The 21,234-nt window shown below is 64.5% G+C and carries 17 protein-coding genes; 11 read left to right on the top strand and 6 right to left on the bottom strand.

Features of this window, described 5'->3' with window-relative positions; genetic code table 11:
* Positions 1–10: 10 nt before the first annotated feature.
* Positions 11–1,039: a UDP-N-acetylmuramate dehydrogenase gene (murB, locus tag LO55_RS24545; protein ID WP_071363962.1), complete on the bottom strand. Its 1,029-nt coding sequence runs from the start codon at positions 1,037–1,039 to the stop codon at positions 11–13.
* Between the two features lie 142 nt (positions 1,040–1,181).
* Here murB and LO55_RS24550 point away from each other — a divergent pair, with 142 nt between their 5' ends.
* Together LO55_RS24550 and LO55_RS24555 are read left to right on the top strand one after the other, a co-directional pair.
* Complete coding sequence (locus LO55_RS24550; protein WP_005669348.1) at positions 1,182–1,667, top strand: YajQ family cyclic di-GMP-binding protein; 486 nt, start codon at positions 1,182–1,184, stop codon at positions 1,665–1,667.
* A 182-nt stretch (positions 1,668–1,849) separates the two neighbouring features.
* Positions 1,850–3,118, top strand: coding sequence for a nitronate monooxygenase (locus tag LO55_RS24555; protein WP_071363465.1), 1,269 nt, complete (start codon positions 1,850–1,852; stop codon positions 3,116–3,118).
* A 63-nt stretch (positions 3,119–3,181) separates the two neighbouring features.
* Here the strand turns inward: LO55_RS24555 and LO55_RS24560 are convergent, their stop codons facing one another.
* Positions 3,182–4,183 carry an alpha/beta hydrolase family protein gene (locus LO55_RS24560; protein WP_071363963.1) on the bottom strand — a complete coding sequence of 334 codons (1,002 nt, stop codon included), beginning with the start codon at positions 4,181–4,183 and terminating at the stop codon, positions 3,182–3,184.
* A gap of 79 nt (positions 4,184–4,262) precedes the next feature.
* Entirely contained in the window at positions 4,263–5,810 is a 1,548-nt protein-coding gene (locus LO55_RS24565) for a catalase (protein WP_071363466.1), read from the bottom strand.
* 248 nt (positions 5,811–6,058) lie between these two features.
* Here LO55_RS24565 and LO55_RS24570 point away from each other — a divergent pair, with 248 nt between their 5' ends.
* The 3 genes from LO55_RS24570 to LO55_RS24580 all read left to right on the top strand — a co-directional run bounded on the left by LO55_RS24570 (position 6,059) and on the right by LO55_RS24580 (position 11,683).
* Positions 6,059–8,368, top strand: a complete 2,310-nt coding sequence (locus LO55_RS24570) for an FdhF/YdeP family oxidoreductase (protein WP_071363467.1) — start codon at positions 6,059–6,061, stop codon at positions 8,366–8,368.
* Positions 8,365–9,246 (top strand): formate dehydrogenase accessory sulfurtransferase FdhD, encoded by an 882-nt coding sequence (gene fdhD, locus LO55_RS24575; RefSeq protein WP_071363468.1) that lies wholly within the window; start codon positions 8,365–8,367, stop codon positions 9,244–9,246. Before LO55_RS24570 ends, fdhD begins: the two co-directional genes overlap by 4 nt.
* A 94-nt stretch (positions 9,247–9,340) precedes the next feature.
* Positions 9,341–11,683 carry a sensor domain-containing protein gene (locus LO55_RS24580; protein WP_071363469.1) on the top strand — a complete coding sequence of 781 codons (2,343 nt, stop codon included), beginning with the start codon at positions 9,341–9,343 and terminating at the stop codon, positions 11,681–11,683.
* Between the two features lie 15 nt (positions 11,684–11,698).
* On the opposite strand, the gene LO55_RS24585 is transcribed toward LO55_RS24580, so the two are convergent.
* A complete protein-coding gene (locus tag LO55_RS24585; protein WP_071363470.1) occupies positions 11,699–12,637 on the bottom strand; it encodes an exopolyphosphatase in 939 nt (312 codons plus the stop codon).
* A gap of 266 nt (positions 12,638–12,903) precedes the next feature.
* Here LO55_RS24585 and LO55_RS24590 point away from each other — a divergent pair, with 266 nt between their 5' ends.
* From LO55_RS24590 to LO55_RS24615, 6 genes are all read left to right on the top strand, one after another.
* Complete coding sequence (locus tag LO55_RS24590; protein WP_071363471.1) at positions 12,904–14,196, top strand: sensor histidine kinase; 1,293 nt, start codon at positions 12,904–12,906, stop codon at positions 14,194–14,196.
* Positions 14,197–14,279: 83 nt separating this feature from the next.
* Positions 14,280–15,047 (top strand): LytR/AlgR family response regulator transcription factor, encoded by a 768-nt coding sequence (locus LO55_RS24595; protein ID WP_005669330.1) that lies wholly within the window; start codon positions 14,280–14,282, stop codon positions 15,045–15,047.
* A 113-nt stretch (positions 15,048–15,160) separates the two neighbouring features.
* Positions 15,161–16,339: a PAS domain-containing sensor histidine kinase gene (locus LO55_RS24600; RefSeq protein ID WP_071363472.1), complete on the top strand. Its 1,179-nt coding sequence runs from the start codon at positions 15,161–15,163 to the stop codon at positions 16,337–16,339.
* Positions 16,340–16,500: 161 nt separating this feature from the next.
* Positions 16,501–17,529: a porin gene (locus LO55_RS24605; RefSeq protein WP_005669326.1), complete on the top strand. Its 1,029-nt coding sequence runs from the start codon at positions 16,501–16,503 to the stop codon at positions 17,527–17,529.
* A 281-nt stretch (positions 17,530–17,810) separates the two neighbouring features.
* Positions 17,811–19,145, top strand: a complete 1,335-nt coding sequence (locus LO55_RS24610) for an AAA family ATPase (RefSeq protein WP_071363473.1) — start codon at positions 17,811–17,813, stop codon at positions 19,143–19,145.
* On the top strand, positions 19,132–19,764 hold the full coding sequence (locus tag LO55_RS24615) for an HNH endonuclease family protein (protein WP_071363474.1): 633 nt from the start codon (positions 19,132–19,134) through the stop codon (positions 19,762–19,764). The genes LO55_RS24610 and LO55_RS24615 overlap by 14 nt, the downstream gene beginning before the upstream one ends.
* A gap of 70 nt (positions 19,765–19,834) precedes the next feature.
* Here the strand turns inward: LO55_RS24615 and LO55_RS24620 are convergent, their stop codons facing one another.
* Both LO55_RS24620 and LO55_RS24625 read right to left on the bottom strand, forming a co-directional pair.
* Positions 19,835–20,494, bottom strand: coding sequence for an N-acyl amino acid synthase FeeM domain-containing protein (locus LO55_RS24620; RefSeq protein ID WP_071363475.1), 660 nt, complete (start codon positions 20,492–20,494; stop codon positions 19,835–19,837).
* A gap of 258 nt (positions 20,495–20,752) precedes the next feature.
* On the bottom strand, positions 20,753–21,229 hold the full coding sequence (locus tag LO55_RS24625; RefSeq protein ID WP_071363964.1) for a YaiI/YqxD family protein: 477 nt from the start codon (positions 21,227–21,229) through the stop codon (positions 20,753–20,755).
* Between the last annotated feature and the right edge of the window lie 5 nt (positions 21,230–21,234).

Consider the following 21,234-nt stretch of genomic DNA (forward strand, 5'->3'; position numbering starts at 1 on the left):
GCTGTAGTCCTCAAATGAATACGGGTTCGGGTTCCAGCGCCACGCCATAGCGGGCCGCCACGTCGGACTGGATGGCCTGGGCCAGGCGCACCACGTCGGCACCCAGCGCGCCACCCAGATTCACCAGCACCAGCGCCTGCTTGGGGTAGACACCGGCCGGACCGATGTTCTTCCCCTTCCAGCCGCACTGGTCGATCAGCCAGCCCGCCGCCAGCTTTTCGCTGCCGTCCGGCTGGGCGTGGTGGACGAGGTTCGGATACGTCTCCAGCAGGCGCCGGCATTCTTCGTTCGACACCACCGGGTTCTTGAAGAAGCTGCCGGCATTGCCGATCTCGCGCGGATCGGGCAGCTTGCGGCGGCGGATCGCTTCCACGATGGCGCCGATATCGCGCGGCGTCGGCGCCGCCAGCGCCGCTTCCTGCACCGCGTTGGCCAGTTCGGCATAGCGCAGGTTTGGCTGCCAGGCCGCCGGCAGGGCGAAGGTGACGTCCAGCACGATGAGATCGCGGCCAATGGCGTGCTTGAAGATGCTGTCGCGGTAGCCGAAGCGGCAAGCGGCGGCGTCCAGGGTGCGCAGCTCGCCGCTGGCCATGTCGAAGGCGGTCAGGCTGTGGAACACATCCTTGGTTTCGACGCCATACGCCCCCACGTTCTGGATGGGCGCGGCGCCGACCGTGCCGGGGATCAGCGACAGGTTTTCCAAGCCCCCCAGGCCCTGGTCCAGCGTGAAGCCGACGAAGGCGTGCCAGTTTTCTCCGGCCTGGGCGCGCACGAGGATCTTGTCGCCCTGCTGGCCGAGGATCTCCCTCCCCTGGCCGGCCATGTGCAGCACCAGACCGTCGAAGTCCTGGGTGAACAGCAGGTTGCTGCCGCCGCCCAGCACCAGGCGCGGCAGACTGGCGAGCGCAGGATCGGCGCGCACCGCAGTCAATTGCTCGGCGCCGGTGACGCGCAGGTAGCGGCGCGCCGAGGCGGGAATGCGGAAGGTATTCAGGCCGGCGAGCGGCTGGTCGTGGACGATGGGCAGGTCTGGATGCATGACGGTCGGGATGGAAAATGTCGTTTCATTATAGTGGTTCATGCATTCCCGACTTTCCAGCCTGGCAAAACGGTCGCGATCCGGGCCGTTGTCCGCTAAAATAGAGGGATTCATCTAAAGCAATATTCGAAAAGGACACTCCATGCCATCGTTTGATGTGGTCTGCGAAGCAGACATGGTCGAAGTCAAGAACGCGGTCGAGCAATCGAACAAGGAAATCACGACCCGCTTCGACTTCAAGGGCAGCTCGGCCAATGTCGAACAAAAAGAACGCGAACTGACCCTGCTCGCCGATTCCGATTTCCAGCTCGGCCAGGTCAAGGACGTGCTCATCAACAAGATGTCGAAACGCAAGGTCGACGTGCGCTTCCTGGACGAAGGCAAGGTCGAGAAGATCGGCGGCGACAAGGTCAAGCAGGTGATCAAGGTGCGCAACGGCATCGAGACCGAAGACGCGAAGAAGATCACCAAGCTGATCAAGGAAAGCAAGATGAAGGTGCAGGCCAGCATCCAGGGCGAGTCGGTGCGCATCACCGGCGCCAAGCGCGATGACCTGCAAACGGCGATGGCGATGCTGCGCAAGGACGTGCAAGACCTGCCGCTGGCCTTCAATAATTTCCGCGACTGATTGCCGTAGCACAGAGTCGCTTGTGGCCGGCATGACCGGCTTGAGACAAGGCGCGCGCGGACATGTTCTGCGGCGCCTTGCCCCGCTTGGAGTAGAATGGCGCCGTGCGAAATTCGCGCGCGTTTTCCACGACGTTGCGCGTCGCCGCAACCCCGGGCAGATTAGGTAGTCTAAGGATAGCAATGAAACGTGTTGATGATTTCCGCCTACGTATGGGCAACAAGGAATATGTGCCCATCATGATCGGCGGAATGGGTGTGGACATTTCGACGTCCGAGCTGGCCCTCGAAGCGGCCCGCCTCGGTGGTATCGGTCATATCTCCGACGCCATGTCCCAGGACGTGTCCGACCGCAAGTTCGACACCACCTTCGTTAAAGACAAGACCAAGACCTACAAGTTCAACATCAACAATATGAACAAGGCAGTGGTCCAGTTCGACCTGGATCACCTGGCCGAGGCGACCCGTCGCCACGTCGGCGCGACCATGGAAGCGAAGAAAGGCGATGGCCTTATCTACGTCAACTGCATGGAAAAGCTGACGATGAACGCGCCGAAGGAAACCCTGCGCGTGCGCCTGGCCTCGGCGCTGGACGCCGGCATCGACGGCATCACCCTGTCGGCCGGCCTGCACCTGGGTTCGTTCGAACTGATCAAGGACCACCCGCGCTTCCGCGACGCCCACCTGGGCATCATCGTGTCCTCGGTGCGCGCGCTGCAGCTGTTCCTCAAGAAGGTGTCGCGCCTGGACCGCAAGCCCGACTTCGTGATCGTCGAAGGCCCGCTGGCCGGCGGCCACCTGGGCTTCGGCATCGATGACTGGAAGCAGTACGACCTGCACACCATCATGGACGAGGTGCTCGCCTTCATGCAGGCCGAGCAGCTGGGCATCCCGGTGATCGCGGCCGGCGGCGTGTTTACGGGCTCGGACGCGGCCGGCTTCCTGGAAAAAGGCGCCGGCGGCGTGCAGGTCGCGACCCGCTTCACCGTCACCCACGAATGCGGCCTGCCGGACAACGTCAAGCAGGAATACTTCCGCGCCAGCGAAGAAGACATCGAAGTCAACGGCGTGTCGCCGACCGGCTATCCGATGCGCATGCTCAAGAACACCCCGGCGATCGGCTCCGGCATCCGCCCGGGTTGCGAATCCTACGGCTACCTGCTGGACGCCACCGGCAACTGCGCCTACATCAACTCGTACAACCGCGAGGTGCAGGCCCATCCCGACCAGAAGAAAGTGGTCGTGATGGACAAGACCTGCCTGTGCACGCACATGCGCAACTTCAATTGCTGGACCTGCGGCCACTACACCTACCGCCTGAAGGACACCACCCACCTGCTGGCGGACGGCAATTACCAGATCCTGAGCGCGGAACACGTGTTCAAGGATTACCAGTTCAGCGTGAACAACGAGATCGCGCTGCCGGTGAAGCAGGAAGTGGCGGCGGCGTAAGCGCCCTGCCTTTCCCATGAAAGCCACGACCCGGGTCGTGGCTTTTTTTCGCCCTCCGTTGGTTCAGCTCGCGTCGAACCAGCGCATGATCGCGCCATACTCCCCCATCACCTGCTCGGCGCCGCCCCCTTCCGTCACCAGGTCGTGATTGGCGCCAGGCAGGCGCCGTATCGTCACGTCCCTGCCTTGCGCGCGCAACTGCGCATACATCACTTCGGTCGACAGGATCGGCACGCTGGCATCGCGCATCCCGCTCACGATGTACACCCGGGCCTTCGATTGCAGCAGGTTGTCACCCGGCGACTGAGCAAGGAAACTGCTCCAGCGCCGGTATGGATGGCCCCAGGCTTGCTTGCTGCCGCTGGCCGGATCGGCCTGGATGTCCTTGACCGTGGCGTCGAGCGACGCCAGCTCGCGCAGCTTGTCTTCATCGCTGCCGCCGCCCTGGTGGATGTGCGCGATGGCATCGAACAGCTGCGTGGTGCCGGAAACACCAGCCAGCGCCACCGCGCCCACGTCGGGCACGGCGCGCGCCAGTCCCGCCGCCATGACGCCGCCCTCGGAAATCCCGACCACGAGGACGCGCGTGGCATCGATCTCGGGCCGCGCCAGGGCGTGGCGCAGCGCCGCGCGCAAGGCGGCCAGCCAGGCATCGTAAGAAAACTGCTTGTTGAAGACGTCGCCGCAGCCATTGGCGCTGCCGCCCTGTCCGTCCTGCTGCGCGGGCTGATAAGGCTTGTCTACCGACATCACTGCATAGCGGCCGCTTTGCGCCAGCGGCACCCATGGCAGGATCGAAGCGCTGCGTTCCTGCGTGCCGAGCCCGCTGAACGGCGGCGTGCAGCCCGACCCTTGCACGAACAGCACCAGCGGCGCCTTCGCCTTGGGTTTCGACAGGTAATAGCTGACCGCAGGCCCTGCATCGGCGGGCAGCGTGACGCGGTCGAGGCTCCAGCCGTTGAACTGGAAAGTCTCCTGCCGCTGCGCGCCGGCGGCGGGCAGGCTGACGGCCAGCGCCGTCGTCAGAGAGCAGGCAAGAATGAAGCGATGGGCGGAAGTGCTCACGAAGGTCCTTTGCAGTATGCGGACCTTCGATATTGCCTTTCCGCCCATCACGATGCAATGCGATGCGGGTAGGTCGCGCTTATTCTTTCAGCGCCGCGACACGCGCCGCGATCTTCGCCGGATCGGCGCCCACCGCCTTCACCAGGCGCTTGCCGTAGTCGGCATCGGCCTTCGAGAAGTGCGCCAGCATGGTCTCGCGGGTCTCGACGTTCTGCACGCGCTTCAGGTCGCCCGACAGGTTGGCGATCAGGTCGTCCTTGTCCTGGCTGCTCAGCGAGCGGTAGAACTCACCGGCCTGGCGGAAGTTCAGCGTCTTGGCGATGCGCTGCTGCTGGGTGGTGCCGGTCAGCGGCAGGTTGCTCGAACGTGCATTCGGGTCTTCGACCAGCGGCGCCAGGCGGCTCGGCTGGTAGTTCACGCTGCCCTTGCGACCGTCGATATTGCCCTGGCCATCTTGCTGGTGATTACGCACCGGCACCAGCGGCTTGTTGATCGGCAGCGACTGGAAGTTCGCGCCCAGGCGGTGGTGCTGGGTATCGATGTACGAGAACAGGCGGCCTTGCAGCATGCGGTCTTCCGACGGTTCGATGCCCGGCACCAGGTTGCCCGGCGCCAGTGCGACTTGCTCGGTCGCTTCGAAGAAGTTGTCAGGCACGCGGTCCAGGGTCATGGTGCCGACCTTGCGCTCCGGGATGCCGGGCCAGATCTTGGTCGCATCCAGCGGGTCGAAGTCGAACTTGTCCAGCTCTTGCGGCTTGAGCACCTGCACGGTCAGGTCCCAACGCGGGAACTTGCCAGCCTTGATCGATTCGTACAGGTCGACCGTGGCGTGGGCGGTGCTCTTGCCCTGGATCAGCGGGATCTCTTGCGGACGCAGGTTGCGCTCGCCCTGGCGCGATTTCCACGCGAACTTGGCGTACACATATTCACCCTTGGCATTGACCAGCTTGAGGGCGTGCACGCTGCTGCCATCCATCTGGCGGTAGTTGGCCGGCGTGCCGTAGTTCGAATACACGCGGGTCAGCATGGCGGTCGCTTCCGGTACGTGCGAGAAGAAGTCGAACACGCGCTCCGGCTCCTGCACGTTGGTGACCGGGTCCGGCTTCAGCGCGTGGATCATGTCCGGGAACTTGATCGCGTCGCGGATGAAGAAGATCGGCAGGTTATTGCCGACCAGGTCCCAGTTGCCTTCCTGGGTGTAGAACTTGGTGGCGAAGCCGCGCGGGTCGCGCACGGTTTCCGCGCCCGAGCGGCTCGGGATCACGGTCGAGAAGCGCACGAACACCGGGGTCACGGTATCGCGCTTGAACATCTTGGCCTTGGTCAGGTCCGACAAGTCATCGGTGACGACGAAGCTGCCGTGGGCGCCGGTGCCGGTCGCGTGCACCACGCGTTCCGGAATGCGCTCGCGGTCGAAGCGCTGCAGCTTCTGGATCAGGTGCACGTCCTGCAGCAGGGTCGGACCGCCGGGACCGGCGGTCTGGCTGTTCTGGTTGTCGCCAACCGGAGCGCCATTATCCTTGGTCAGGGTCTGGGCATAGGCGCCCTGGGCCAGCGCCATGGCGCCGGCGGTCAGGGTCAGCGCGCACAGGGCCAGGCGCCCGGCGGAAGGTAAAGCATAGCTCATAGTCAAAACCTATTTAAGTTCAAGTCGAGATAGCTATCTTATAGATGAGTGTGTTATTTATGAAATCAATTATCTTTATAGAAACGATAGGTATTTGGCTATAATCGCACTTCCGGTTACCCACCCTGAAGCTTGTCGCCCTCGAAATGACCCGCCATTTGTTCAAGATGCGCGTCAACGTGCGCGGACGCACCGAGAGTCGGCTCCGGTGGCGGCTACGGTAGCCCTTCCACCAGCAGGGAGAGCCCATGAGCAATCAACAGAAAACCGTCCGCGTCGAATCCGCCACCATGCCTGCCGGCGGCTGGGGCTCGGTGGACGACGTCAAGAACGCCCTGACCGGCCAGAACGTGGTGCTGAAGGACACGCGCCTGCTGCTCAAGCAGAACAAGCCGGACGGCTATGCCTGCGTCAGCTGCGCCTGGGCCAAGCCGGCCGACCCGCATCCTTTCGAGTTCTGTTCCAGCGGCGCCAAGGCCACCGCCTGGGAAACCACGAGCAAGGTGATCGGACCCGATTTCTTCGACCGCCATACGCTCACCGAACTGGAAGGCTGGAGCGACCACGCGCTGGAAGACCACGGCCGCCTGACGGCGCCGCTGCGCTACGATCCCGCCAGCGACAAGTACCGCCCGGTCGAGTGGGAAGTCGCGTTCGCCGAGATTGGCGCCCACTTGCGCGCCTGCGATCGCAAGCAGGTGGTGTTCTATGCCTCTGGCCGCGCCTCGCTGGAAACGTCGTACATGTACCAGCTGCTGGCGCGCATGTACGGCAACAACAACCTGCCGGACAGCTCGAATATGTGCCACGAAAGCACCTCGGTCGGCCTGCAAAAGACCATCGGGGTCGGCGTCGGCACGGTGGGGCTGAACGATTTCAAGCACACCGACTGCATCCTGTTCTTCGGCCAGAACGTGGGCGTGAACAGCCCGCGCATGCTGCACCAGCTGCAGGAAGCGCGCGGGCGCGACGTGCCGATCATTACCTTCAACCCCTTGCGCGAGCGCGGCCTGGTGAGCTTCACCAACCCGCAATCGCCGCTCGAGATGCTCACCGGGCACGAGACCGTGATCAGCACCCAGTACCACCAGATCAGGCCGGGCGGCGACACGGCCGCCATCATGGGCATGTGCAAGGTCATCTTCGCGCTGGACGACGCTGCCCGGGAAAGCGGCGCGCAGCGCGTGATCGACGTCGCCTTCATCCAGGAACACACCCACGGCTTCGACGCATTCGAGCGCGCCGTGCGCGCCTGCGGCTGGGACGCGATCGAGCGCGAAGCGGGCTTGCCGCGCACCGCGCTCGAAGGGGCGGCCGAAGTGTATTGCAAGGCCGGCGCCGCGATGGGCGTGTACGGCATGGGCCTGACCCAGCACCGCAACGGCGTGCAGAACGTGACCATGCTGGTCAACCTGCTGCTCTTGCGCGGCAATATCGGCAAGCCCGGGGCCGGCATCTGCCCGGTGCGCGGCCACTCCAACGTGCAGGGCCAGCGTACGGTCGGCATCACCGAGAAGCCCGAACTCGCCCCGCTCGACAAGCTCAAGGAGCAGTACGGTTTCGAGCCGCCGCGCGACGAGGGATTGACCACCGTCGATGCCTGCGAAGCGATCCTCAAGCACGAGCTGCAAGCCTTCATTGGCCTGGGCGGCAACTTCCTGCGCGCGGTGCCGGAAACCCGCCTGATGGAAGCGGCCTGGCGCGCGCTGCCGCTGACGGTGCAGGTCGCCACCAAGCTCAATCGCAATCACGTCATCCACGGCAAGGCCGCCTACCTGCTGCCCTGCCTGGGACGGATCGAGATCGACCGCCAGCGTTCTGGAGCGCAGGCGGTGACGGTCGAGGACAGCACCTCGTGCATGCACGGTTCGCGCGGCATGGCCGAGCCGGTTGCGGCGACCCTGCTGTCCGAGCCCGCCATCGTGGCCGGCATCGCCAAGGCCACGCTCGATCCGAACCCGCGCGTCGACTGGGATGCCTGGGTGGCCGACTACGGCAAGGTGCGCGACGCCATGGGCGTCACCTTCCCCGAGATCTTCCACGATTTCAATGAACGCATGTGGACGCCGGGCGGTTTCCGCAAGCCGCTCGCCGCCGCCGAACGGATCTGGAAGACCCCGAGCGGCAAGGCCGAGTTCACGACGCCGGACGAACTACCGGGCAACCCCGACATGGATGGCGGCGCGGGTGTGCTGCGCCTGTTCACGATCCGCAGCGATGGCCAGTTCAACACCACGATCTACAGCAATGACGACCGCTTCCGCGGCGTGCACGGCAGCCGCATGGTGCTGTTCATGAGCGAGGCCGACATGGCGCGCCATGGCTTGCGACAAGGCGACGTGGTGGCGCTGCGCACCAGCAGCGACGACGGCGTCGAGCGCCGCGTCGACGGCCTGCAGATCGTCCCCTACGACGTGCCGGCCGGCTGCATCGCCGGCTACTACCCGGAGTGCAACCCCTTGATTCCGCTGTGGCACCACGCCAAGGAAAGCAAGGTGCCGGCGGCCAAGTCGATCGATGTGCTGCTCGAACGCAGCGTCGCCGCGGCGGCGCCATGAACGCGCGCGCGCCTTTTGCCGGGGCCGACGATGCCGCGTTCGCGCTGGCCAGCAGCGTGCCGGCGGCAAGCTGGCACGACGGCGTGATCGACGAGCGCAGCGAGCTGCTGGCCGAGGAAGTGCCGGTGGCCCTGGTCTACAACGGCATCAGCCACGCCGTGATGCTGGCCTCGCCGCAAGACCTGGAAGACTTCGCCGTCGGCTTCTCGCTGTCCGAACGCATCGTCCGCGCGCCGCGCGACGTGCGTGCGGTCGAGGTCGAGGCCGGCCCGCACGGCATCGCACTGGCCATCGACATCGCGCCCGGCGCCATGGCGCGCCTGAAGGCAACGCGGCGCGCACGGCTCGGCAAGACCGGCTGCGGCCTGTGCGGCATCGACAGCCTGGCCTGGTTCGAGCGCGAGATGGCGCCGCACGACCCGCGCGACGGCGCCATCCGCCAGACGACCGGCCCGTTCGCGCCGCAGGTGCTGCAGTGCGCCATGGCGGCCATGTCCGGCCAGCAGCGCCTGCACCAGGCCACCGGCGCCATGCATGCGGCCGGCTGGGCCGACCGCGACGGCCGCCTGCTGCTGGTGCGCGAAGACGTGGGCCGCCACAACGCCCTGGATAAACTGGTGGGGGCGCTGGCGCGCGCGGACATCGATGTCGGCGCCGGCTTTGCGCTCGTCACCAGCCGCGCCAGCTTCGAGATGGTGCAGAAAGCGGCGCGCGCCGGCATTGGCTTGCTGGCCGCCATCTCGGCCCCGACCGCGATGGCGGTGCGGCTGGCGGACCGCGCCGGACTGACTCTGGCCGGCTTCGTGCGCGGCGGCCGCCACGTGGTGTACACGCATCCATGGCGCCTGGCGCCCGCCCCTGTTGCGCACGGCACGTAACGCTTGCCAAGTGAATTCGGAACAGGTGTAAGCTGGCTTCACGCAAGCGCGGGCCGCAGCGGCACGCGCTCCGTTGCGAGAAAGGCGGCCCGACATGTCAGCGTTCGACCCCTCCGAGCAGGCCAGTTTCCTGGCCGACGACGCAGGTACGATCATCACCTGGAACCCCCAATGCGCCGCACTGTTCGGCCTGGCGGCGGCGGATGCCCTCGGCCGGGACGCCGCGCAGTTGCTGGGCGCGCCGCCCTGGCCCGAGCTGCTCGAGGCCGGCGCCGCCCGGCTCGCGTTGCCGGCGGGGCGCGCGGCCAGCGTCACGCTCGCGGCCCAGCTCGATGCAAGCGGCGCGGCGCGCGGCTACAGCGTCACCGTGATTCCGGCAAGCGCTCCCCTGTCCGAGGCCGAGCGCCTCGGCGCCACCGCGCTGAAGGACGTGGTCGACCTGTTGCCGGGCACCTTCTACATCCTGGACCGCGAAGGCCGCATCCTGATGTGGAACCACAACCTCGAACGCGTCTGTGAAATGATGCCGGAAGAACTGGCGACGGCCAACGCGTTCGAGATGCTCGGCCCGCGCGACCGCGGCGCATTCGCCGACAAGGTCCGTCGCATGTTCGACGACAATGTCGAACTCGAGATGGAAGTCGATTACGTCTCGCGCAGCGGACGCGAAACCCCCGTCCTGCTGCGCGGCGCCCGCATCGACTGCAAGGGCGGCCAATACCTGTTCGGCATGGGCATGGATATCTCCAAGCGCCGCGCGCACGAGCGTCAGCTGCACCTGTACAAGCGGGCCCTGGGCGCTGCCAGCAACGGCGTGATCATCGCGCATAACGGCGGCCCCGACCATCCGACCGAATACGTCAACCCGGCCTTCGAACGCATCACCGGCTACGCGGCCGACGAGATCATCGGCCGCGACCCGCGCTTCATGGCCGCGCCCGGGCTGGATGCGGACGAGCGCAACCGGATGCGCCAGGCGCTGCACGAGCAGCGCTCGGTCCACGTGGTGCTGCGCAACCTGCGCAAGAACGGCGAACTGTTCTGGAACGACCTGAACATCACGCCGGTGCACGACGACAATGGCCAGGTGACCCACTTCGTCGGCATCCTGGTCGACGTCACCGCCAGCAAGCAGCGCGCCGACCGCCTCGAACACGAGGTCAACCACGACAGCCTGACGGGCCTGGCCAACCGCACGCTGCTATGGGACCGGCTCGATCACGCGCTGCACCTGGCCCAGCGCCACCAGACGCTGGTGGCGGCCGTTCTGATCGACCTCGACAACTTCAAGACCATCAACGACACCTTCGGCCACGACGCCGGCGACGCGGTGCTGAAGGTGGTGGCGCGGCGCCTGCAGGCCACCGTGCGCGACAGCGACACGGTGGCGCGCCTGTCGGGCGACGAGTTCGTGATGGTGCTGGTCGACCAGCCCAGCCTGCGCTACACCTTGCGCATGGTCGAGCGCGTGCGCCGTGCGCTGACCATGCCGGTGGCCTTCGGCGGCAGCGAGATCCCGGTCGGCGCCAGCCTGGGCGTGGCGGCCTTCCCGCACGACGGCCGCACCTCGGCCGACCTGGTGCGGGCGGCCGACATGGCCATGTACCGGGCCAAGAACAATGGCGGCGGCGTGCATTTCTATTCCACCGAAATGCGCTCGGCCAGCGAAGCGCGCGCGATCCTGGCCGGCAATATGAAGAGCGCGCTCGACGACGACGAACTGTTCCTGCTGTTCCAGCCGCGCATGGACGCGCGCAGCGGCAAGGTGCGCGGCTTCGAGGCGCTGCTGCGCTGGCGCCATCCCGAACACGGGGTGATGCTGCCGGCGGCGTTCCTGGCCGAGGCCGAGGAAAGCGGACTGATCGTCGATATCGGCAACCGGGTGCTGGACCGGGCCTGCGCCTTCGCGCGCGAGCTGCGCCATGCCGGCTATACCGCGCTGCCGGTGGCGGTCAACGTCTCGCACCGCGAATACAGCCGGCCCACCTTCATCGCCGGCATCGCCGAACGCATGTCGCGCTACGGCCTGCCGCCCGGCGCCCTCGAGATCGAGATCCCCGAGGCCGACCTGATCAGGAATCCGGGCCTCGGACGCGACCTGGCGGCCCAGTTGCGCGACGTCGGCGCCATGCTGTCGATCGACCAGTTCGGGCGCGGCATCTCCGACCTGAACTTCCTGCAGCAGCTGTCGGTGCGCCAGGTCAAGCTGTCGAAGGCGGCGGTGCACAATATCGCCGACCACGGCCGCGGCGGCTCGCTGGCCAAGGCCCTGATCGACATCGGCCGCAACCTCGACATCACGGTGGTCGGCGAAGCGGTCGAGACCGAGGCGCAGGTGGAGTTCCTGCGCAGCCATGGCTGCGACCAGATGCAGGGCCAGTGGTTCAGCGAGCCCTTATCCGCCGAGGCCGCGTGCCGGATGCTGGCGCAGCGGTGACTTCGCGCGGCGGCGTCAGCCTTCGCTGGTGATGCGCTTGATGAGCGCCCCCAGCACCTCTTCGGCCAATTCATTGTCCACCTGGCAGGTGCCGGCGTTCTCGTGCCCGCCCCCGCCGTATTCCAGCATCAGCGCGCCGATATTCGTCTTCGAGCTGCGGTTGAGGATCGACTTGCCGGTGGCGAACACCGTGTTCTGCTGCTTCACGCCCCACAGCACGTGGATCGAGATGTTCGTCTCGGGGAACAGCGCATAGATGATGAAGCGGTTGCCGGCGTAGATCACGGATTCGCCCCGCAGGTCGAGCACCACCAGGTTGCCTTCGACCCTGGCGCAGCGCCGGATCTGTTCCTTGCAGCGCGCGCTGTGCTCGTGGTACAGGGTGCTGCGTTCGACGACGTCCGGCAGCGCCATCAATTGTTCGATGTCCTGGGTGGCGCAGTGGCCGATCAGGTCCATCATGAGCTGGTAGTTGGAGATGCGGAAATCGTGGAAGCGTCCGAGGCCGGTGCGCGCATCCATCAGGAAGTTCAGCAGGTCCCAGCCTTGCGGATCGAGCACCTCCTCGCGCGTGAAGCGCGCCGAGTCGCCCTTGTCGACCGCCGCCATCATGGTGTTCCAGGCGGCCGGGAAGGTGCGCGCGCCGCCATAGTGGTCATACACCACGCGCGCCGCCGACGGCGCGTCGGGGTGGATGATGTGGTTCTCACGGCGGCCGGTATTGCGGATGGTTTCCGACAGGTGGTGGTCGAACACCAGGTGGGCGCCGGCGACGTAAGGCAGGTTGGTCGTGATGTCGCGGGCGGTGATCACGATTTTGCCGTCCTGCATGTCCTTGGGATGGACGAACAGGATGTCGTCGATCAGGTCGAGATGCCTGAGCAGCACGGCGCACACGAGACCGTCGAAGTCGCTGCGGGTCACGAGGCGGAATTTGTGGGGAATAGCGGACATCTAGCACACCCTTTCATCGTCGGTTGTGATTGGTCCCAGAACGTAGCCAAAAGGCCCGGCCATCGGAGAGGAACATCTTACCTTGCAATGTTTCTAATTAATAGCTGTTGAGTTCGATCATTTGCTGCGCATGCGCACCGTCCATTCCCCGAATCCTGCAGGCTGTCGCAGGGGGCTGGCCCTGACGCGCCCGGCGCGTTAAAGTTGCATCATTCCAACGCTCCATCGGCGGCCACCCCGGCGATGGGCAGACAAGATTGACGACCATGCAAGCACGCAGTTCGACACAACAGTATTTGACGGGCATCCTGTCGTGGCTCTACCGGGCCTTCGACGCGGTGGCGACCTGGGTTACCCAGCTCTCGTGGTGGAAATTCCTTCTGTTCGCCTGCCTGACCCTGACCGCCGCCGGCATCCTGCAAGAAGAATTGTTCAACGGCCCGGCCCAGGAAGAAATCGCGCGCGCCGAGCGCGAGGCGGGGCGGCGCAGCGAAGCCAGCATCCTGATCGACGAAAGCGGCATCCGCTTCAATCCGCGCACCCGTGCGCGCAGCGGCGCGGCCGAGCCGGCGGACCCTGCCGAGCCGGCGGCGCCGGCGGACCCGGCCGACCCGGATGCGCCCGAGGCGCCCCGTCCGCAGCTGCCGCCCAAGCCGCCCGCCATCGGCGCCGGCGGCGTCAATATCCACCCTGGCGACGATTCGGTCCACATCGAGCTGCCGCCGCAGATCGGCGAAGAACTTTCCAACGCCATCGAAGCGGCGGTCGAGGACGCCGCCGAGCAGAAGGTGTCGCGCTACCACAAGCAGGCCTCGACCTGGTTCATGAACTTCGTGCTGCTGCTCCTGCTCGCCCTGTTCGGCACCAAGGCCCTGGTGGGCGGCAAGAAGCGCGCCGATGCCGTGGCCCAGGTCGCCAACGCCGCCGCCGAGCGCGAAGCCATGCAGCGCCAGCTGTCGGAAACCAAGATGCAGATGATGCAGGCCCAGGTCGAACCGCATTTCCTGTTCAACACGCTGGCCTCGGTCGAGCACCTGATCCGGGTCGACCCGCCGCGCGCTTCGGCCATGCAGCGCAGCCTGATCCAGTACCTGCGCGCGGTGCTGCCGCAGATGCGCGACAACGCCGTGCTCACCGGCCTCGGACGCGAGGTCGACATGGTCAGCGCCTACCTGGCCCTGCTCAAGATGCGGATGGAAGAACGCCTGACGGTCGACCTGCAGATCCCGGACGGCCTGCGCAGCGCGGCCTTCCCACCGATGATGCTGCAATCGATGGTCGAGAACGCGATCAAGCACGGCCTGGAATGCAAGCCCGAAGGCGGCACCCTCCGGATCGTGGCCGAGGTGGCCGACAGCAAGCTGCGCGTGACCGTGACCGACGACGGCGTGGGTTTCGGCGTGGTGCCGAGCGACGGCACCGGCCTGGGCCTGCAGACGATCCGCGACCGTCTCAAGCTGCTGCACGGCGACAGCGCCCGCCTGCACATCGGCGCCAACAGCCCGAGCGGCGTGATCGCGACGATCGAAGTGCCTTATCAGTTGTCGAAACAAGCTTGAAACCGCCAGTCGGCCGCCCGGCTTGCCTGACGCCCGGTTTCATTGAATAATCATTGCATAATAAACCTGAGAAGAGACCCACCATGCCTACCGCGATTATTGCCGATGACGAAAGACTGATGCGCGACCAGCTGCGCATGCGCCTGCAGGAAGCCTGGCCCGAACTGCAGATCGTCGGCGAAGCGAAGAATGGCGAAGAAGCCGTGCAGCTGGTCGGCGAACTGAGGCCCGACCTGACCTTCCTCGACATCCGCATGCCGGGCAAGACCGGCATGGAAGCGGCGCGCGAGATCGGCGACGCCAGCCAGATCGTGTTCGTCACCGCCTACGACCAGTACGCGGTGGAAGCCTTCGAGCGCGGCGCGATCGACTACGTGCTCAAGCCGACCGAGCCGGATCGCCTGAAGATCACGGTCGACCGCCTCAAGGAACGCCTGGAAAAACCGCAGGCCGCAGGCAGCGTCAACGACAGCGTGTCGGCCATGCTGAGCCAGCTGGCCGAGAAGATCGCCGCGCCGAAGCAAAAGCACCTGCAATGGATCCAGGCCAGCATCGGCCAGGACTTGCGCATGATCCCGGTCGAGGACATCCTGTTCTTCCGTTCGGACGAGAAATACACGGCCGTGCAGACGAGCAGCTTCGAGGCGCTGATCCGCAAGCCGGTGCGCGACCTGGCCGAAGAGCTCGACCCTTCGCTGTTCTGGCAGATCCACCGCGCAACGCTCGTCAACGTGAACGCGATCGAGGGCGTGACGCGCGACATCCGCGGCCGTCACCTTGTGCTGGTCAAGGGCCGCCCGGAAAAGCTCGAGGTCAGCCGCAGCTTCCTGCACCTGTTCAAGCAGATGTGATCGCCGAGGCGCTCCGGCGCCTTGTCTGCCCTCAACGCCCCGCCCTGCTCTTGCGCGTAATGTAGAGATCCCGGCCCGCGTCCGCGGCCGTCTTCGCTAACTATCTTTCCCGCATGAGACCTCAGCGCAGGACACGCAGTCGCCGCACCGGTCCGGCCGTGCTGGTGGCCGGCTTCCTGGGCGGCTATTGCGCCGGCAATATGGCGGCCGCCCTGCGCCGGGCCCGCAGTCCGCAGCGCGCCGCGCGCAGCGTCGACAGTCGCCGCATCGTCCACAGCGCCAGCGACGCCATCCTGTCGGTCGACGAGCACGCCACCATCCTGCTGGCCAACCCGGCCGCGGCCCAGATGTTCAATTCCAGCGTGAGCGCGATGCAGGGAGCCCGGCTGTCGCGCTTCATCCAGCCGCCCTCGCCAGAGGCGCACACCCCGCTCGACTATTTCCCGGCCGGCGGCGGGCGTGCCGGACGGCGCGCCACCGACTACGCCGTCACCGGCATCCGCGCCGGCGGCCAGCTGTTTCCCGTCGAGGGCTCGATCTCGGGCGTGGAACACGAGGGCCGCCCCGTGTTCACGGTGATCCTGCGCGACGTCTCCGAGCGCCACCTGGTGCAGCAAAAGCTGGCGCGCTCGCACGACCAGCTGCGCCAGCTGTCATCGGCCCTGCAGAGCATCCGCGAAGAAGAACGCACCCACATCGCGCGCGAACTGCACGACGACCTGGGCCAGCTGCTGGCCTCGCTGCGCATGGACCTGACCCTGCTGACGCGGGTCGACCACCTGCCCGACGCCAGCGTGCGCCTGATCGCCGGCATGGAAAACAACCTGCTCACCGCCATCACTTCGCTGCGCCGCATCGCCACCAACCTGCGTCCGCGCGCGCTCGACGAAGGCGGCCTGTATTTCGCGCTGCAGGGCTTGCGCGACGAATTCGTCGAGCGCCACGGCATCGCCTGCACGCTGCTGGCCGACGAGGCCGAGCTGCGCCTGGACGACGCCGCCAGCACGGCCGTGTTTCGCATCGTGCAAGAAGCGCTGACCAATATCGCGCGCCATGCGGGGGCGCAAAACGTGCTGCTCAATCTGTATCGCACCAATGGCGAGCTGCTGGTGACGATCCAGGACGACGGCCGCGGCATCCGCGCCGAGGACATGGAAAAGGCCCAGTCGCTGGGCCTGGTCGGCATGCGCGAGCGGGTCTGGGCCATGCACGGCGACATCACCATCGCCGGCGACGAACCGCCCGGCACCCGCATCGACATCGTGCTGCCGCTGAGCGGACACGTCGTCTGACACGTTCTACGGATGCCGAAAGTAAAGAATATTATTCGGTTATTGCGTAAAAACAACATAGTCAGGATGTCATGAACTCGACATATTGGCTCGATAAGATCGCTGTCGATCTGAGTTGATTGATAACTCAACATCTTGTCGAAACCAAACTGGAGATCTTCATGAAGTATAAGTTCCTGGCCGCCGCTGTGCTGTCGTCCCTGCCACTGTTCGCCCAAGCCCAGACCAACGTCCAGATCTACGGCGTGATGGACGCGGCCATCGCCCTGGAAGACACCGATGCGCCGGGCCAAGACCGCCGTACCACCGTCAGCTCGGGCAACCAGTCGAGCAGCCGCCTGGGCTTCCGCGGTACCGAAGATCTCGGCAATGGCCTGAAAGCCCTGTTCAACATCGAAGCCGGCGTGTCGCTCGACACCGGCGCCACCGACTCGCAGACCTTCGGCCGCCGCGCCGTGGTCGGCCTGCAAGGCGAGTTCGGCACCCTGACCGTCGGTCGCGAATACTCGCCGATCGCCGCCGTCGCCGCCGCATCGGACATCAACGGCCAGGGCCTGTACGGCTCGAACCTGTCGGCCTTCGGCACCAGCCGCCTGACCCGTCGCCTGGCGAACTCGGTCAACTACAAATCGAACTCGCTGTCGGGCTTCGTCGTCAACGCCGCCTACTCGACCGGCGAAACGACCGTCGACCCATCGGGCGACCTGCTGGGCGCATCGCTGGAATACAAGAACGGCGGCCTGTACCTGGGCGCCGGCTACCACACCATCGAGCGCCTGACCGAAGGCGACGACAAGGAAATGGCGTTCGGCGCCGGCTACAACTTCGGCGCGTTTGAAATCAAGGGCAACTGGATGAAGGCCGAGCTGGAAGGCGCCGGCAACGCTGTCAACCCGGAATACACCAACGCCAACATCGGCGCTTCGTACGCCGTCGGCGCGAACAAGTTCTTCCTGAACTTCCAGCAACAGAAGCTGGACAACACCGATGCCAAGGGCAACACCGTGTCGGTGTCGTACACCTACTCGCTGTCGAAGCGCACCAACATCTACACCACCTACGCCCAGCTGCGCAACAACAGCCGCGGCGTGTTCGGCATCAACGCCTCGTCGAACAACGTGACCCCGCCAGCCACCGCGCTGGGCGCCGATCCGTCGGTGTTCACCGTCGGCCTGCGTCACTCGTTCTAATCACGGATCGCTGCGCGTACTGCCAACGGCGATTCGCGACGGTATCCTCCAGGTCCTTGCATCCGCGGGGACATTTAACGCCGGCTCAGCCGGCGTTTTCTATTGCCGACGCAACGCAATCACGCCTTGTCCTGTCGCCAGTACCTGCTGCTTCCAGCATTCACACCCCCTAAAGCGGTATGATTCGGGTACTGATCCGAAGCGTACGGATTAAACTCGAGCCAGATCGCAGTAGAGCACCTGCGTTAATGGCAACGGCAGGTTGATAAGACAGGACAAGTATGAGAATTGAGCAGTTAGAGCTGGAAAATATTGGACCATTTCGCTCTCTATCGATGCCGCTCGCACCGACTGCCGACGTTCGATCTAATGTAACTGTTCTCATTGGAGACAACGGTGCGGGAAAGACGACCGTATTGAAGTCCCTCGCTACGTCGCTGAGCTGGTTCGTAGGCCGCTTGCGCAGCGGGAAAAGTACCGGAAACAGTATTTTGGAAGAACAGATCAGGAATGGCGCCAATTCCGCTGCTATCAAGATCTCTACCACGGACGAAACTGACCGGTTCGAATGGACACTCGTCAAAACCCGCGCGGGACGCAAGGGCGAGCATTCATCTCAATTATCGCAGGTCGTCCACCTAGCCGACGTCTATCGAACTGCCCTGACGATCTACGATCAGTCCAACCTACCCTTGATTGCATTCTACCCCGTAGAACGTGTAGTCTTGGATATTCCACTCAAGATTCGTGAAAAGCACACCTTCCAACAACTTGATGGCTATGACAATTCGCTCAACCAGGGCGTCGATTTTCGTCGTTTTTTTGAATGGTTTCGAGAGCGGGAAGACAGTGAAAACGAGCAAAGCATTCCTCCAGAGAAGCTCGATCAAATTGACCTGATATTTGGAGCTCGACCTGAATTGCGGGCAGCATTGCAGAAGTTGGAAGATGCGTCCAGGGATCGGCAGCTAAGTGCGGTGCGAACGGCCATTGCAGCTTTCATGCCAGGGTTTGGCAATCTAAGAGTGCGCAGGAAACCGAAGCTGTACATGTCAATTGACAAGGGTGAGCAATCCCTCAACGTTTCGCAACTGTCGCAGGGAGAAAAGTCGTTGATGGCCTTGGTGGGCGACATTGCAAGACGTCTCGCAATGATGAATCCCGACCTGCCGGATCCGCTGAAGGGCCGTGGACTGATATTGATCGATGAAGTCGATATGCACTTGCATCCGCGCTGGGCTCGCGACATCATCGCTCGCCTGACGACGACCTTCCCCAACTGTCAGTTTGTGCTGTCCACCCACTCGCCGTTGGTCATCAGTGACAGTAAGGATGTTCTTGTCTATGCTTTGGATGACGGGCATCTCACACGCGTGCCGTCTCTATATGGGCAGGATGCGAACACGGTTCTGCTTGAAGTGATGGATACGCACATCCGTAACGCTTCTGTGGCAACACGGCTGAACGACCTCCTTGACCTTATTCAGGACAATCGATTGGAGGAAGCCAGACAGGTAATCGGCACGCTCGAATCGGAACTTCCGCCTCAACATCTGGATTTAGCAAGGGCAAGAGTGCTGCTTCGCAAGCAGGAGATGCGCGTTGCGAAAGATTGATAAAGGTGCAGAGCCACCGCAACTGACAAGCTGGAAACGTAAAAATCCGAATGGGAAGTACGGCGACCTGAGTCACGTCGAACGCGACGCCATCCGCCGTGCGTGCGCCGCCGAGCAGTTCTACCTATGCGGCTATTGTTGCGATGTCGTTTCAGGCAGATCGGAGGACACGACGAATGAACATGTTGAAGCGCAGCATCTCGCCGGTGGACGAACTGTCGATTTCAGCAACATCATCGCAAGCTGCAGAGGTGTGAATCACTGCGATGCAGCGCATCGTGCCCAGCACTTGCCTTTGACGCCGTTCATGATCGAATGCGAGTCAGAATTTCGATTCAAGCTCAGCGGCCGGATCGAGGGCTTGACCGACAGGGCCAGCGAGACCATCCGCGTCCTGAACCTGGGCGATTGCGAATCGGCCAATAAGGCGTTAGTAGAAAAACGCAAACGCCTGTGCGACGCCCTGCTATGGAAAAGTGGAGTCAATCCATCCGATGAGCTGGACGACGAAGAACTTATCAAGCTGGTCGTCGCTGACTTACTGAATCCTCAAGACAATCGTCTCGAAGCCTTTTCACCGGTTCTTGCAAACATGCTGAATGAATGGCTGGTGCGCTGATTGGACCACGTCGTCGGGTAACCCCTACCCGCATGGGAAAACTTTGCATGATTTATGCGGACATCACCATTTACCGGTCCGTCGCCTCGGCCTGCAGCAGGCGAGTCGCAATGCCGTGTTCTTCCTCAGGCGAAAAGAAATAGGGATAAAAGGAGCGCTCTCCGGTCACGACGCCCCGGCTGAACGCGCCGCCTACCGCCTCGACCTGTTGCGCCACATAGGCCAGGCTGACGTGCAGCAGGTAAGAAGGCGCGTTCACGCGTGGGTTCGTCCTGAGGTCCCCCACCTGGCGGAACCCGAGCATCCGCTGGTAGAAGCGGCGGTGGCGCGGATTGACTTCGATGACGGCGTCGGTGCAGCCGTGCATCTCGCGGGCGTAGATGAAGGCCAGGTGGAACACGCTGGCCAGCGCATGCTTGGACTGGACCGAATGGTCGAACGCCAGCTTGGTGACCTCGGCCAGGCGCGCGCCGTCGCGCCGGAAAGCATCCAGTTCCTGCTTGTACATATGGTCGGCCATCAGCCCGTGACCGGCATCGATCCCGATGGTCAGGGTGCCCACCACCTCGTCCCGGTCGGACGCGGTCAGGGTGATGCGGTACGGGTCGTCGGCGTCGAGCCTTGCTGCCTGGTAGCCGCGCCAGGCGTACATACGCTCGATCAGCAGGCTGGCGCCGCTGCGGCCATCGGGGCTATCGGGCGAACGCAGTCCGTAGCGGGCGCGCGTCATGCGGTCACCTTCGGGAATGCTGACAGTGGTTCGATGCGGCGAGTGCGTGTGACGTTGGCGTGCATGGCAAGCTCTCAACGTTCACGCTTGCGTCCGGTTGACATGGGCGTGAACTGTTACGCGTGGCGGCCCGACCATCGCGCATCCTGCCACACTCCGCAATGGAGCGCGCACCCTTGGCCCATTATAACAAGAACAACATTATTATCAACGACACAACAGCATCGTGCGCGGGTCAATATGTATTGCCATCCGACGCTAGGCGCCGGTCTGGCGATCCGGTGCGCGCGACCTGGAACGCGCCAGCTGGCGGTCCAGCGCATTCGCAAAGTTCTGGCGGTCGGCCTGGCTGAAGGCGGCCGGCCCGCCGGTGTCGACGCCGCTGCCGCGCAACTCTTCCATGAAGGCGCGCATCGTCAATTGCTGGGCGATCGTGTCCTTGGTATACCACTCGCCGCGCGGGTTGAGCGGCAGGCCGCCCTTGTCCAGCACCAGCGCCGCCAGCGGAATGTCGCCGGTCACGACGATGTCGCCGGCGTTCACCCGCGCGACGATCTCGGCATCGGCCACGTCGGGCCCGGCCGGCACCTGCAGTGCGCGGATGAAGCGCGAGCCCGGCACCCGGATCAGCTGGTTCGCCACCAGCGTGACGTTCAGCTGCAGGCGCTCGGCCACCCGGAACAGGATGTCCTTGACGACGCCCGGACAGGCGTCGGCGTCGACCCAGATGTGCAGGTCCT

This window comes from Massilia timonae (genome assembly GCF_001866515.1).
Lineage (GTDB): Bacteria > Pseudomonadota > Gammaproteobacteria > Burkholderiales > Burkholderiaceae_D > Telluria > Telluria timonae.

What these genes read in the sequence shown, in the direction of transcription:
- murB (WP_071363962.1), bottom strand. Translation starts at nt 1,039, where the DNA reads ATGCATCCAGACCTGCCCATCGTCCACGACCAGCCGCTCGCCGGCCTG.
- LO55_RS24555 (WP_071363465.1), top strand. Translation starts at nt 1,850, where the DNA reads ATGAAACGTGTTGATGATTTCCGCCTACGTATGGGCAACAAGGAATAT.
- fdhD (WP_071363468.1), top strand. Translation starts at nt 8,365, where the DNA reads ATGAACGCGCGCGCGCCTTTTGCCGGGGCCGACGATGCCGCGTTCGCG.
- LO55_RS24595 (WP_005669330.1), top strand. Translation starts at nt 14,280, where the DNA reads ATGCCTACCGCGATTATTGCCGATGACGAAAGACTGATGCGCGACCAG.
- LO55_RS24590 (WP_071363471.1), top strand. Translation starts at nt 12,904, where the DNA reads ATGCAAGCACGCAGTTCGACACAACAGTATTTGACGGGCATCCTGTCG.
- LO55_RS24620 (WP_071363475.1), bottom strand. Translation starts at nt 20,494, where the DNA reads ATGACGCGCGCCCGCTACGGACTGCGTTCGCCCGATAGCCCCGATGGC.
- LO55_RS24550 (WP_005669348.1), top strand. Translation starts at nt 1,182, where the DNA reads ATGCCATCGTTTGATGTGGTCTGCGAAGCAGACATGGTCGAAGTCAAG.
- LO55_RS24570 (WP_071363467.1), top strand. Translation starts at nt 6,059, where the DNA reads ATGAGCAATCAACAGAAAACCGTCCGCGTCGAATCCGCCACCATGCCT.
- LO55_RS24600 (WP_071363472.1), top strand. Translation starts at nt 15,161, where the DNA reads ATGAGACCTCAGCGCAGGACACGCAGTCGCCGCACCGGTCCGGCCGTG.
- LO55_RS24585 (WP_071363470.1), bottom strand. Translation starts at nt 12,637, where the DNA reads ATGTCCGCTATTCCCCACAAATTCCGCCTCGTGACCCGCAGCGACTTC.
- LO55_RS24610 (WP_071363473.1), top strand. Translation starts at nt 17,811, where the DNA reads ATGAGAATTGAGCAGTTAGAGCTGGAAAATATTGGACCATTTCGCTCT.
- LO55_RS24580 (WP_071363469.1), top strand. Translation starts at nt 9,341, where the DNA reads ATGTCAGCGTTCGACCCCTCCGAGCAGGCCAGTTTCCTGGCCGACGAC.
- LO55_RS24605 (WP_005669326.1), top strand. Translation starts at nt 16,501, where the DNA reads ATGAAGTATAAGTTCCTGGCCGCCGCTGTGCTGTCGTCCCTGCCACTG.
- LO55_RS24565 (WP_071363466.1), bottom strand. Translation starts at nt 5,810, where the DNA reads ATGAGCTATGCTTTACCTTCCGCCGGGCGCCTGGCCCTGTGCGCGCTG.